Source organism: Streptomyces sp. NPDC001549 (assembly GCF_042894025.1).
Lineage (GTDB): Bacteria > Actinomycetota > Actinomycetes > Streptomycetales > Streptomycetaceae > Streptomyces > Streptomyces kutzneri.
This window is the reverse complement of sequence record NZ_JBIAVJ010000022.1, coordinates 158,278-171,573: the sequence shown is the minus strand read 5'-3', so window position 1 is coordinate 171,573 and position 13,296 is coordinate 158,278. Positions and strand designations below refer to the sequence as shown.

At 72.1% G+C, this 13,296-nt stretch carries 10 protein-coding genes and 1 pseudogene; 5 read left to right on the top strand and 6 right to left on the bottom strand.

The window, feature by feature from the left end; all coding sequences use genetic code 11:
- The 3 genes and pseudogenes from manB to ACFY04_RS30820 all read right to left on the bottom strand — a co-directional run.
- Window positions 1-314, bottom strand: a pseudogene (manB, locus tag ACFY04_RS30830) (phosphomannomutase/phosphoglucomutase); the annotation flags it as partial.
- Window positions 315-420: 106 nt separating this feature from the next.
- Window positions 421-1,377 carry an NAD-dependent epimerase/dehydratase family protein gene (locus tag ACFY04_RS30825; RefSeq protein ID WP_389121741.1) on the bottom strand — a complete coding sequence of 319 codons (957 nt, stop codon included), beginning with the start codon at window positions 1,375-1,377 and terminating at the stop codon, window positions 421-423.
- Complete coding sequence (locus tag ACFY04_RS30820; protein ID WP_389121739.1) at window positions 1,374-2,057, bottom strand: ScbR family autoregulator-binding transcription factor; 684 nt, start codon at window positions 2,055-2,057, stop codon at window positions 1,374-1,376. The genes ACFY04_RS30825 and ACFY04_RS30820 overlap by 4 nt, the downstream gene beginning before the upstream one ends.
- Window positions 2,058-2,158: 101 nt before the next feature.
- Between ACFY04_RS30820 and ACFY04_RS30815 the strand changes: the two genes are divergently transcribed.
- Entirely contained in the window at window positions 2,159-3,130 is a 972-nt protein-coding gene (locus ACFY04_RS30815; RefSeq protein WP_389121736.1) for a ScbA/BarX family gamma-butyrolactone biosynthesis protein, read from the top strand.
- 206 nt (window positions 3,131-3,336) lie between these two features.
- Here the strand turns inward: ACFY04_RS30815 and ACFY04_RS30810 are convergent, their stop codons facing one another.
- Together ACFY04_RS30810 and ACFY04_RS30805 are read right to left on the bottom strand one after the other, a co-directional pair.
- On the bottom strand, window positions 3,337-3,693 hold the full coding sequence (locus ACFY04_RS30810) for a zinc ribbon domain-containing protein YjdM (protein ID WP_389121733.1): 357 nt from the start codon (window positions 3,691-3,693) through the stop codon (window positions 3,337-3,339).
- The gene (locus tag ACFY04_RS30805; RefSeq protein WP_389121730.1) at window positions 3,686-4,390 is read right to left on the bottom strand and encodes a TetR/AcrR family transcriptional regulator; all 705 of its coding nucleotides are present in this window, start codon (window positions 4,388-4,390) and stop codon (window positions 3,686-3,688) included. Before ACFY04_RS30805 ends, ACFY04_RS30810 begins: the two co-directional genes overlap by 8 nt.
- Before the next feature lie 64 nt (window positions 4,391-4,454).
- On the opposite strand from ACFY04_RS30805, the gene ACFY04_RS30800 reads away from it, so the two are divergent.
- Both ACFY04_RS30800 and ACFY04_RS30795 read left to right on the top strand, forming a co-directional pair.
- Complete coding sequence (locus tag ACFY04_RS30800) at window positions 4,455-6,044, top strand: monooxygenase (protein ID WP_389121728.1); 1,590 nt, start codon at window positions 4,455-4,457, stop codon at window positions 6,042-6,044.
- Window positions 6,045-6,141: 97 nt separating this feature from the next.
- Window positions 6,142-7,554, top strand: coding sequence for an amidohydrolase family protein (locus ACFY04_RS30795; RefSeq protein ID WP_389121726.1), 1,413 nt, complete (start codon window positions 6,142-6,144; stop codon window positions 7,552-7,554).
- Between the two features lie 10 nt (window positions 7,555-7,564).
- Here the strand turns inward: ACFY04_RS30795 and ACFY04_RS30790 are convergent, their stop codons facing one another.
- Window positions 7,565-8,392, bottom strand: a complete 828-nt coding sequence (locus ACFY04_RS30790; protein WP_389121724.1) for a helix-turn-helix transcriptional regulator — start codon at window positions 8,390-8,392, stop codon at window positions 7,565-7,567.
- Window positions 8,393-8,656: 264 nt separating this feature from the next.
- On the opposite strand from ACFY04_RS30790, the gene ACFY04_RS30785 reads away from it, so the two are divergent.
- Window positions 8,657-9,853 (top strand): serine hydrolase domain-containing protein, encoded by a 1,197-nt coding sequence (locus ACFY04_RS30785; RefSeq protein ID WP_389121721.1) that lies wholly within the window; start codon window positions 8,657-8,659, stop codon window positions 9,851-9,853.
- A gap of 326 nt (window positions 9,854-10,179) precedes the next feature.
- Window positions 10,180-13,248: a hypothetical protein gene (locus ACFY04_RS30780; protein WP_389121718.1), complete on the top strand. Its 3,069-nt coding sequence runs from the start codon at window positions 10,180-10,182 to the stop codon at window positions 13,246-13,248.
- The last annotated feature ends 48 nt before the right edge of the window (window positions 13,249-13,296 follow it).

The window sequence follows — 13,296 nt, the reverse complement described above, 5'->3', positions numbered from 1 at the left end:
TTGTACCGCGCCGGATTATGCGACGCCGTGAACATCGCACCCGGCAGACCCAGCGAACCCGACGCGTAATACAACTGGTCCGTCGAACACAGACCAATCAACGTCACATCCACCCCACGCGCCGCCGCACCCCGCGCAAACGCAGCCGACAGACCCGGCGACGACGGACGCATGTCATGACCGATCACGATCGCACCCGCCCCCACGACCTCCACGAACGCGGCACCGAACAACCCGGCCAGGGACTCGTCCCACTCGTCCGGCACGACGCCACGCACGTCATACGCCTTGACGATGTTCGAAAGGTCGGACATTTCCACTCCTTCAGGGGGTGACCGGCTGTGCTCCGGACGCTACCCGCCGCCCGGCTCGACACAGCCCGCCCACGCCCCATCCCACTGAGGCTTTGGCAGATCGCCGTCACCCCGGGGCGACCCCGCCTCTCTCCCGGTACCACTGGGCCGCCGGGCCGATCCGGCTCAGCGGGCCGGGCCCCGGTGGGATCCCGGCGAGTTCCCATGCCGCGTCGGCGCGGTACCAGTGGTCACCGGCCAGCAGCGTGAACTGACGCTCGCTCACCCATCCCGGGGTCGCGGCCAGGGCGTCCAGGCAGCTGCGCCACGACCAGTCGGCGTCGGGTCGGGCCGGCAGCACGCGGTGCTCCGCGAGGGCGTCCATGAGGTCCCGGTTGCGCACCGGCTCGGGGTGGTGGGCGTGCAGGACACCCGTGGCGTCGGCCGCGGCGCCGCCACCGAGCGCGAGCGCCACGATGAGCCGTGCCAGGTCGTCGACGTCCACGAAGGAGGCAAGCCCGGCCCCTCCGCCCCACCCCGCCGGTACCCGCCGGAAGGCGTCGACGAGGGCCGGTACGGCCCACCGGTCGCCCCTCCCCAGCACGAGCCCCGCGCGCAGGACCAGTCCCCCCGCGTCGAGCACCGGCCCCTCCCCCGCCAGTCGGCTGCCGCTGGCCGTCGATACCGGGGCGGGCATCAACTCGCCCACGTCCTGACCCCGATGAGGCCCCGGACCGTAGACCGCGCAGGTGGACAGGTGGATGATCCGCCCCACTCCGGCCCGCCGGGCCTCGGCCACCAGGGCCGCGGTTCCGGCGGAGTTGACCGCGGTGCACCGGTCGGCGTCCGGTCCGACGTAGGAGGCCAGGGACAACAGGACGTCCGCGCCGTCACACACCCCGCGCAGGGACGGTGCATCCGCCAGGTCCGCGCCCACCCAGCGCGCTCCGGATAAGTCCGCGGGGGTCTGCGCACGGGACACCGCGCGCACCGTGACCTGCTGGTCCCGCCCGGCCAGTCGGCGCAGCACCACCGACCCCACGAAGCCCGTCGCGCCGGTGACGACGACATGAGGGGTACTCACGCCCGCTTGCCCGATGACGACTTCGACCTCGGCTCCGGCGTCGCCTCGGGCTCGCTCGGCGGCAGCGTCAGGCGCAGCCCGCCCCGGATGCCGTCGGCGGCCACCGCGGGCAGCAGGTACCGCCACAGGGAGGCGATCCGCTGCGGCAGGTCTTCCCGGCCGGTGGACGCCTGCGAGAAGAGCTGCGCCCCGGTGAAGGAGCTGACCAGCACCCAGGCCAGTTCGTGGTCGTCGACGTCCGGCTGCAGTTCGCCCTTGGCCCGGGCGAAGCGCAGCTGCTGGCGGAACTCCAGCACCCAGGCCTGGTAGGCAACATCGTCACGCAGGCCGAACTCGCCCTGCTCCACGGCCAGTCGGACGCCGGCGCGGAGCACCGGATTGTGCCGGAGCTGCTCGGCGAGGTAGAGCGTGATGTCCACCAGGTGCTGCAGGCCGTCCTCCCCTGCGGGGAACTCCAGGCCGTCGCCCTGGCCGACCATGACGGCGTAGGCGAGTTCCTCCTTCGAGCTGAAGTGGAAGTACATGCCGCCCTGCGTGACGTCTGCCCGCTTCATGATCTTGCTGATGCTGGCTCCGCTGAAGCCGAACTCGTCGAAGACCTCGGCCGCGGCGCGCAGGATGGCCGCTTTGGTCTGAACTGCCCTGAGTTGAGGGGCGCGTTGCTGCTTTCGCTCTGACATGAGCACCTAACTAATCTCGACAAAAAAAACGAACATCCTTTATTTTAGGACCTGCGCCGAACAAGCACCAGCTCATGTCCGACGTCCAGGGGGGCTCAACCATGACTGCGTCAACCGACCACTCCGCCTCACCCGCCGCCGCGCTCAGCAGCGCCTTACCGCGGGAGTACGTACACAAGAGCGCACACTCGGAAGTCCTGCTCACCGGGTGGCACACCGTCGCACCGGACGAGTACGTCGTCACCGCCCAATGGCCCCGCGCCCACAGCTTCTACACACCGGACGGGGGTCACCACGACCCCCTCCTCCTTGCCGAATCGGTCCGCCAGGCCATCCCGCTCCTCAGCCACGTCGCTTACGACGTGCCCTTCGGTCACCGCCAGATCTGGGACACGTTCAGCTACGCGACCAACGCCGATGCCCTCGCCGTCGGTTCGGCTCCTGCCGATATTTCGCTGCACATCCGCTGCTCCGGCATCTCGCGCCGCGGCCGCAGACTCGCGGGGCTCACCATGCACGTGACCGCGACCCGTGACGGAAAGTTCCTCGGCACCGCCGAGGCCGGATTCACCAACCAGCCCGAGGCCGTCTACCAGCGCCTGCGCGGCCGGAACGGGGACCTCGCCGAGGTGGCCTCCCGCACGATCCCGCTTCCGCCACCGCTGACTCCCCGCCGCGTGGGCCGCGACCGCTTCCACGACGTGGTCCTCTCCCCCACCAGCTCCACGCGGCGCGCCCAGCTCCGGACCGATGTCAACCATCCGATCCTCTTCGACCACCCCGTCGACCACGCCCCGGGCATGCTGCTCCTGGAAGCCGTGCGCCAGGCCGCGTACCGTTCCGCCTTCCCCCGGCGGGGCGTCCTGACCGATATGGAGATTCGTTTCTTCCGCTATGCGGAGCTGACCTCGGCCTGCTGGATCGAGACGCTCCCGAACGCGGGGGAGGCGACCGCGCCGGACCGTCATCCCGTACGCGTCGTCGCCCGCCAGGACGGCGAGGTCGTCTTCGCCGCCACCGCGACCATCGCCACCGCGACAGCCGTCCCCCTCCGCCTGTACGCCGTGCACTGACCGGCCCGCCCCGCCGGGGCAACCTCCGCCGATCCCGTCGGCTCATGAGCGCGCCGGCTCATGAGCCGCCCTCCGGATCGGCTCCACCTCTGCGGAAGAACGACGAAGGCGCCTGACCGGGACCATGCCCGACAGGCGCCTTCGTGCTCCGCCGACAGACAGCCGGATCCGGTCTGGCAGGATCCGGCCGAGTCGGGTCGGTCGGGTCAGACCTTCCTGACCACGCTGGACTTCAGCTGCATCGCGCCGAACCCCTCGACCTTGCAGTCGATGTCATGGCCGTCGACGCCGTCGACCAGGCGGATGTTGCGCACCTTCGTGCCCGCCTTGATGCCGGACGGGCTGCCCTTGACCTTCAGGCCCTTGATCACCGTCACGGTGTCCCCGTCGGCCAGCACATTGCCGACCGCATCCTTGATCACCCGCTCCTCGGAGACACTGCCGGAGTCACCGGGGGCGAGCGGCCACTCGTGCCCGCACTCGGGGCAGACCAGAAGCGCTCCCATCTCGTAGGTGTACGCGCCCGCGCATTCGGGACAGGGAGGCAGGGAGTTCTCAGTCACCCCGACAGTATATTTCAGGGCCATCGCCGCAGGTCGGCGCCCGGTCCAGGACCCGCAGCCCCTGCAGGAGCAGGGACAGCCCGAAATCGAAGTGCGCCGCGAAGTCGCCACTGGTGAGCGTGGGCAGCACGGCAGCGAGCTGCGGATACCGCCCGGGCTCGGCCGCCAGGCGCAGGCGCTCGGGATCCGCCACCCCGCCGCCCTCCGGCGGCCGGAGCGCGGCCTGCTCCTCCAGCGTGTGGCCGATGGTGAAGTGGGCCACCGCCATGAGCGCGCGTGCCGCGTCCTCCTCGCCGAAGCCGGCCGAGCGCAGCACCCCGACGACCACTTCGGCGAAGCCGAGGGTGTGGGGCCCGGTCGCATGCGTGCCCGCGTAGACGCGAGCGCCGTCGCGGCGGGCGAGCAGCGCCGTGCGCATGGCCCGGCCGAGGGCGGCCAGCCGTTCGCTCCAGTCACCGTCGGTCCTGGTCGCCGCGAGGCCGGCCAGCATGCGTTCCGCCATCGCGGTCAGCAGGTCGTCCTTGGTGGCGAAGTACCGGTACAGCGCGCCGGCCTGGACGTCCATCGCATCGGCCAGGCGGCGCATCGTCAGCGCATCGAGGCCGACTTCGTCGAGGAGTTCCAGGGCCGTGTCGACCGTCCGGTCGCGGTCGAGGCGGGCCGGGCGGCCCCGGGCCGGGGTTGACGGGGAGCTCATGGGTCTCACTATAGTGAACATCGTTCACGTGAACGCTGTTCACTAATTGTGGGAGGCATCACCGATGGATACCGATGTGATCGTCGTGGGCGCGGGACCGACCGGGCTGCTGCTCGCCTGCGAACTGGCACTGGCCGGTGTACGGACCCTGGTCGTCGAGCGCCGCACCGAGCCCCACCAGAACTCCCGGGCACTGACCCTGCATCCGCGCAGCCTGGAACTGATGGACCTGCGCGGGCTCGCCCCGCGCTTCCTGGCGCTCGGCCGGCCCCTGCCGGGATGGCACTTCGCCGCCCTCGACACCCCGCTGGACTTCGCCGCGCTGGACAGCCGTCACCCGCACACCCTGTTCCTGGCCCAGGCGCGCACCGAGGCCCTGCTGGCCGAACGGGCGCACGGGCTGGGGGTGCGGATACACCGCGGGCACGCGCTCACGGGCCTGCGGCAGAACGTGGACGGGGTCGAGGCGGAGGTGCGCGGGCCGGACGGGGACCTGCGGATGGTTCGCGCCGCCTACCTGGTCGGATGCGACGGCGGGCGCAGCTTCGTCCGGCAGGCGGCCGGAATCGACTTCCCGGGCACGGACGAGACCCTGACCGGAGTGCTCGGCGACTTCGCCACCGTCGGGACCGACCCCGCGGCCCTCGCGACCGCGCGCACGGCGGGCGTCCTCGCCGTCCCCCTGGAGGACGGGCTCACCCGCTTCGTGTACATCGATCCGGAGCAGATGCGGACGCCGGCGCGGGTACCGGTGACCCTGGAGGAGTTCCGTACGGCGCTGGTGCGGATCTGCGGCTCGGACTTCGGGGTCGACCGGCCCCGCTGGCTCTCGCGCTTCGGCAATGCCACCCGGCTGGCCGCCGCCTACCGCTCCGGCCGCGTTCTCCTGGCGGGCGACGCCGCCCACATCCACTTCCCGGCCGCGGGCCAGGGCCTCAACACCGGGCTCCAGGACGCCATGAACCTCGGCTGGAAACTGGCGGCGGAGGTGCACGGCTGGGCCCCGCCCGGTCTCCTCGACACCTATCACGCCGAGCGCCACCCCGTCGGCCGGGCCGTCACCGAGAACACCGAGGTGCAGACGCTGCTGGCGGAGCTGCCGCTGGTGGCCCGGTACCGGCGGCCGGCCGCCGCGCTGCGCGGGCTCTTCGAGGAACTGCTGGGAATGCCCGAGGTCAACCGCCGCCTCGCCGACCAGGTGTCCGCGCTCGGCACCACCTACCCGGCTGTCCACCCGGCCGCCTCCCCCGACGCCGATCCGCTGGTCGGCCGCCGGATGCCCGACATCGGCCTGAGCGTGACCGGCTCGGACGGCTCGGCCGGTTCGGACGGCTCGGACGGTTCGGACGGCTCGGACGCGACGCGGGTGTACGAGCTCCTGCACCGGGGCGGCTTCGTCCTGCTCCGGCTCGCGGACGCGCGGGACCCGCAGCCGGAGGCGTACGAGGCCCCCGCCGCCGGACGGGGCCCGCGGATCGCCGCCGTCACCGCCCGCGCCGCCGGGGAACACCCGGAGCTCGGCGGGGTCCGCGAGGTCCTGGTCCGCCCCGACGGGCACGTCGCCTGGGCCACCAGGAGCGCCGACGCCGGGCTGCGCCGCACCGGGCGCGAGCGCGCGCTCGCCGCGTGGGCGGCGCGGGCCGCCGCACCGTGAGCATGGGTGTGCCGCACCCGGGCAGAGGGCGGCCTGGTTGCCGGCTCCCCGCGGGCCGAGGCTGAGGGTCCGCATCCCCTCACGTCAGGACCTCCGCATGCCCCGCAACGACACCACCAGCACCGCCGTCCTCGATCGGATCCGGCTCCGGTCCACCGATCCGGGACGGCGCGTCCTGTTCACCGGCGCCACGATCGTCACGATGGACCCGGACCTCGGTGTCCTCGACCACGCGGACCTGCTGGTCGTGGGCGATACGGTCGCGGCGGTCGGGCCCGGCCTGAACCGGGACGGCGCCGTGGTCGTCGACGCCACCGACACGATCCTGACGCCCGGCTTCGTCGACACCCACCGTCACGCCTGGCAGACCCAGCTGCGCCGGATCATGCCGGACGTGGACGATCTCGGCGGCTACGTCTCGGCCACCCTGGCCGGCTACGCGCCGGTCTACCGGCCGCAGGACATGTACGCCGGCACCCGCCTGGCCGCACTGTCCGCCATCGACAGCGGCATCACCTGCATGCTGGACTTCTCCCACAACGCACGCACGCCCGAGCATTCCGACGCCGCCGTCCAGGCGCTGCTGGACACCGGAATCCGAGGCGTCCACGCCTCCATGGGACCGCACTTCGGGGACTGGGACCGGCAGTGGCCCGGCGACCTGGCCCGGCTCAAGCGGCGCTGGTTCAGCAGCGACGACCAGCTCCTGACCCTCCGCGTGGCCGCACTGGCCACCGACGAGATCGCCGGTCCCGCTCTCGCGTACGGCCCTGAACTCGCGCGTGCGGCCCGTGATCTGGGGGTCGGTGTGAGCGTGGACGCGGTCTTCGGTGCCCCCTCCTCCCGCGCGGTACTGCGGTGGGCGGCGGACGGCCTGCTCGGCCCCGGCCTGACCCTCATCCACGCCACCGGTCTGACTCCGCAGGCCTGGCAGGCGATCGGAGAGAGCGGCACGACCATCGCCCTGGCCCCTGCCTCGGACGCGCAGATCGGACTGGAGACCGCGGTACCGGCCGTCGACGAGGCCCTGGCGGCCGGCATCCGGCCGGGGCTGAGCATCGACGTCGAAGTCGCCCTGGCCGGAGACATGTTCACGCAGATGCGGACCTTGCACACGGTCCAGCGGATGCGGGCGGTGAACGCCGTCCACGGCACCGGCGTGCAGCCGGTGCGCATCACCACCCATGACGTCCTGGATTTCGCCACCCTCCAGGGCGCCCGTACCAACGGCCTGGACGCGGTGACCGGCTCCCTCACCCCGGGGAAGAAGGCCGACCTGCTGGTCATCCGCGCCGAGGACCTCAACAACATGCCCCTCAACGATCCGATCGGGACCGTCGTCCTCGGCTCGGACGCCCGCAACATCAGCGCCGTTCTCGTGGGCGGCACGCCCCGGAAATGGAACGGGCAGGTCCTGGACGTGGACCTGCCCGCCCTGCGCGAGGAGGTCCAGGCGTCCCGCGCGTACGTGCTCGGCGCCGCGGGCGGCCGGGCCGCCGGGCGGTCATGACGTCCGGCGGTCATGACCTCCGGCGCGTGGCGTGCAGGCTGCCGAGCAGGGCGAGGCCCCGGGCGCTAGGGCTTCCCGGTTCGGCGTGGTAGATCACCAGTTGCTGGCCCGGCGCGCCGAGCACGGCGAAGGCCTGGAAGCCGAGCGAGAGCGGTCCGACGTCGGGGTGGTCGAGCTCCTTGGTGTCCTGGGTCTTGCCATGGACGGTGTGAGCGGCCCAGAGTGCCGTGAACTCCGCGCTGACCTGCCCGAGTTCACGGATCAGGGCGCCCAGGCGCGGGTAGTGCGGATCGAGGCCGGCCGCGTGGCGCAGGCCGGCCACCACCGCCTCGGCCGCGCGGTCCCAGCGGACGAAGAACGGCCGGGCCGCGGGGTCGAGGAACGTCATGCGCGCGAGGTTGTCCCGCTGCGCGAACGGGGAGAACAGCGCGTCGGCCATCGCGTTGGCCGCCAGCATGTCGGCGGCAGGATTCAGCACGAACGCCGGGGTGCCCGTGTACCCGTCCAGCAGTTGGCGCAGGGGGGCGGCGATCGACTCCCTCGGCTGCGGCCGGTCACCGTCCGGCGCGGTGCCCGCCAGCCGGAAGAGGTGTTCCCGTGCCGCTTCGTCCAGGCGCAGGGCGCCGCTGATCGCGTCGAGGATCTGCGGGGAAGGGCCGCGTTCGCGCCCCTGTTCCAGCCGGGCGTAGTAGTCGCTGTTCATCCCGGCCAGGACCGCGACCTCCTCGCGGCGCAGCCCTGCCACGCGGCGGCGTCCGTAGGAGGCGAGCCCCACGTCGTCGGGCCGCAGGCGTGCGCGCCGGGCACGCAGGAAGTCTCCGAGATCGCTGCTGGTCACGGCTTCAGACTAGGGCGCGCTCCCGAGCGGTGCCTGGGTACGGCGCACCCAGGCAACTGCCCCGCCCCGCCCCGCCCCGGCGCGGAGCGCCGCGCCGCCGACGGGAACGGGAAATGCGAGGCGGCTCGCCCGTGTGGCTGAACTGCCGTTCGTAATTGGCGCGTTCCCGCTCATACCGACGGCCGATCCGTCGGATGATCTTGCGTAGGCTCGTGTCGTCCGATCCGTACGACCCCCCACCGGAGGAGCATCGTGCCCCTGCCCATGAACCGTCGTCTGGCCTTCAGTGCGGCCCTGCTGGCGGTGATGGCCGCCCTGGCTCCGGCGACCACCGCCCACGCCGCCCCGACCACCCCCGATCTCGAAGCGCTGACCCAGGCGTTGCGGAACACGACCGCCGCCGGTGCGCCGGGCGCCCTGGCCCGTTTCAGCGGACCCGACGGGGTCAGTGTCCGGACCGAGGGGGTACGCGACAGGACCACGGGCTCGGCGATGGACCCGCAGGCCCGCTTCCGGATCGGGAGCGTCAGCAAGACGTTCTCTTCCGTCGTCCTGTTGCAGCTGGTGAACGAGGGCCGGATCGACCTGGACACCGCCGTCAACCAGTACCTGCCCGGACTGCTGCCCGACGACCGGATCACGGTGCGTCATCTGCTGAGCCACCGCAGCGGGCTGGCGGACTACACGAACGCCATGTTCGAGCACACCGTGCCGGGCTTCGAGGCCGTGCGCAACAAGGTGTTCAGCTACCAGGAGCTGGTGGACCTCTCGCTCCGCGAACCCCGCACGACCGAGCCCGGCGTCGCGTACAAGTACTCGAACACCAACTTCGTCGTCGTCGGCATGCTCATCGAGAAGGCCACCGGCAACGGGGTGGCCAAGGAGTACGAGCGGCGCATCTTCAAGCCGCTGAAGCTGCGCAACACCTCCTACGTGCACCCCAGCGCGCAGATCAAGGGGCTGCACACACGCGGCTACCTCCACCCCGACGAGGCCGGTGCGCCGCTGGTCGACTCCACCGAGCAGACGGTGTCGTGGGCCCAGTCCGCCGGAGCGGTGATCTCCAATCCCGCCGATCTGAACACCTTCACGTCCGCGCTGCTCGGCGGGCGACTGCTGCCCGCCGGCATGCTGGACGCCATGCTCACGGCGACGCCGACGGACACCACGAACACCCGGTTCTACGGGCTCGGCCTGCGCCGCTACGACCTGTCGTGCGGTACCTCGGTCTACGGGCACACGGGTACCGTGCAGGGCTTCTACACCTACGCCTTCTCCACCCGCGACGGGCGCCGCTCCCTCTCCGCGATGGCGAACACCTCGAACAAGGGGGAGGCGAACACGGCCCTCGGCGGGACCCTCGAAGCGGCGTTCTGCGGCAAGCCTGCCCCGAAGGCCACGGCACGCGGATTCGGGATCGCCCCGGCCGAGATGGACCTGCTGGAGCACAGCGCGCGCTGACGCACGGCGCCGTCGCCCCGGGCGGGGCGGACCCGGCTCGCGCACTCCTGCACCTACCGCGCCGAGCCGGGCCGCTCCGCCGCCCTCCCCATCACCGTCCCCATCTCCGTCCCCATCTCCGCCCCGCTGCCGCCGTCGACGCCGAATCGACAGCGGAACGGGCCCGGCGTACGCTCGAAGTCGAAGCCTCATCGCCTTCCCGCGCCGTGCCCGTTTCCCCGGGCGGAGTCGGCGGCCCGGACAGCGCGCGGACCATTCCCCCTTCGGCGGTCCTCGGACCGCGCTGCCCCGGGGCAGGTCCCGGACCCATCGCACGGGGAGCTTCGATGGCCACCTTCTACGACGACTCGGCCAAGGCCCACATCACCTCGGACGGCGCCAACGTCACACGCGTCCGGCACAGCGAGGGCCTTCCGGTCAGCGACGCGAACGACCCCGTCGAGGCGGCGAACGCCTACCTCCGGGACTCCGCCGACCTGCTCGGGCTGGAGCGGCCACAGCTGACCAACCTGCTGGCGCGGGCCGGGTCCATGGCGCCCGAGCCGAGGGGCATCGAGTACCGGCTGGAGGACGACAAGCGGCTCTTCGACGCGGCGACCGTCTCCTACGCCCAGACCTACTTCGACGTGCCGGTCTTCCGCCGGGGCATCGCGGTCGAGGTGAAGCAGGGGCCGAACCGGATCGTCGGCGTCACGAACAACACCGAGCCCGGGCTGGAAGGTGAACTGCCGAGCGAGGAGCGGATCGCCTTCTACCGCAGGCTCTTCGAGGACGGCGCCGGATTCCTGGGCCGCCTCACGCGGGGCGGGAGTGCGGGGGCCGCGGTCCCGGCCGAGGTGAAGGAGGCGACCCGGACCGTCCGGCGCGCGCTCGGGCTCCCCGGCACGGCGACCGCCCGGAAGCGGACGGGCGGCGGCGCGACCGCCTCCGCCACCGCCTCCACCCCCGCGTCCGGCACCGGCACCGGCACCGGTCTGATGAACGGACGTTTCGTCGCCTACCGCTACCGGCCGGAGCGCCGCTTCGCCGGCAAGCCGGAGCCTCCCCGACCCCCGGACGCGGAGGAGGGCGCCGAGGCCCGGGCCGTGGAGGACACCGCACCGCCGTTCCCGGACATCGCCCCGGTCGACCCGTCGATCGAGCCCGGACGTACGTACCTGTGCGCCGAGATGACCGTCCGGCACGACCTCCCCCGTTTCGGCGCACTGGTCTGGCTCCTCCTCGCCGAGGTGGAGACGGGCTCGGTCCTCTACATCGAGTGCCAGACCTGCTTCGTCAACGGCATGGTCTTCCGGGTCGACCCCAATGTCGGCAGCGGCGACCTGACCGTCACCTCCGACGACGGCGACGCGATCCTGCAGAACCACGATTCGAGCGAGCCGCTCCACGACCTGGACCCGCCCGTCGCGGGGGTCCAGAACCTGCGGGGCACCTATGTGGTCATCCGGGACGTCGAGCCGCCGGCCGTGTCCCCGCCCACGCGGCCGGCAGGCTCGGACTTCAACTTCCGGCCGAGGAGCGACGACTTCGCCGCGGTGAACGCCTACTACCACCAGACCCAGCTGTTCCGCAGGATCGCCGACCTGGGCTTCCCGATCGCCGGCTACTTCGACGGTACGGACTTCCCCATCCCGGTCGACCACCGCGGGACGGGCGCGGACACCGTCAACGCCCACTGGTCCCCCAACGGATCCGGCGGCACCGGCCACCAGTGCTACGCCCTGTGCGACCTCACCAACACCGCCCAGCCCCTGGGCCGGGCGGTCGATCCCTGGGTGCACTGGCACGAGATGGGCGGCCACGGGTCCCTCGGTGACCACGTGGGCGGGGGTACCTTCGGCTTCGCGCACAGCGCCGGCGACGGCCTGGCCGCCCTGCAGATGGACCCCGCGTCCGCGTTGCGGGGGACCTCCGAGCGGTTCCGCTACGCGCCGTTCCGGCCGTCCGTGTCGCGCCGTTTCGACCGTACCTGGCGGTGGGGAGGCCCCGAGGACGACGAGGAGTACCAGAGCGAGCAGATCCTGGCCACCTGCCACTTCCGGATCTACCGCGCGCTCGGCGGCGACCACGAGGACCGGGGCAGGCGGCTGTTCGCCTCCCGCGCCGCGACGTATCTGATCCTGCGCGCCATCGGGCAGCTGAGTCCCGGCACCAACCCCTCGAACGAGGACCCGGTCACCGGGCTCCGGGTCCCCGGCCGCGGCGCCCAGCTGTGGTGCGAGCAGTTGCAGGCGGCGGACGTGAACAACTGGGTGTCGGAGGGCCTGTCGGGCGGCGCCTACAACAAGGTGATCCGCTGGGCGTTCGAGAAGCAGGGGTCCTACGGCGGCGAACCCCCGGCCGTCGACGTGTACGTGGACGACGGGCGCGCCGGGGAGTACGGATTCCAGCAGGTTCACTGGGCCAATCCGTCCATGTGGAACCGGAACACGCCCGACGGCCTGCCGGGACACCAGCCCGCCGTCGTGGGGGCGAAGAACTTCTTCTACGTGAAGGTCAGGAACCGCGGTGCCTCGGCGTCGGGGGTGGTGACCGTCCAGGGCTACCATTGCCTGCCCGGAGCGGGTCTCACCTGGCCGGGCGACTTCACGCCGATGTCACCGGCGGCGGGTCTGACCGCGTCCGGTGTCCCGGCCGACAGCTCCGGGGAGGTCGTGTTCGGTCCGTTCGAGTGGACGCCCGCCGAGAACGTCCACGGCCACGACTGCGCGCTGATGATCGCCTCCACGGCGGGCGACCCGAGCAACGTCGCCCGGTTCACCGGATCGGAATCGATCCAGGAATGGCGGCTGGTTCCGTGTGACAACAACATCGGCCAGCGCAACGCCACCCCGGTGCCCGGCGGCGCGGGACCCCAGGCCCTGGTCTCGGCGATGACCGACGCGGTCTTCGTGGCCCGCAACAACCTGCCGCGGCCCGCTCGCATGGAGCTCAGGGTCTCCCTGCCCGGGGTCCTCGCCGGGAAGGGATGGACGCTCGACATCGGTGACGCGGCGAACGGATTCCGGCTGGACCCGGGCGCGAGCCGCCGGCTGAAGCTGCGTCTGGTACCGGGTGCGCCCTTCACGGCCGGCGAACTGAGGGCGGCCGGCGAGCAGCCGATCGATGTGGCCCTGCTGGCCGACGGCATGGAGACCGGCGGGATGCGCTACACCGTCGACCCCGGCCTGGGAGCGGTCACCGAGGCCGGGCCGAACCGCCTCCGGGCCGTGCGCGCCGACGCGGACGCCGCCGGGCACACGGTCAGGGACCGGGACAGGGACGGGGACCGGGACGGCGACAGGGACCTGACGCGTGACCTGCTGGAGCGCCTCGGCGTGGACGGGGCGGACGTCACGAAGGTCACGGTGCGGAAGATCAGCCTGGACATCGAGTTCGGTCCCGACTCCGGCTGACCCGGCCCGTGGGTGATGCGTGGGCCTTGTGAAGGAACGGCCCATCTG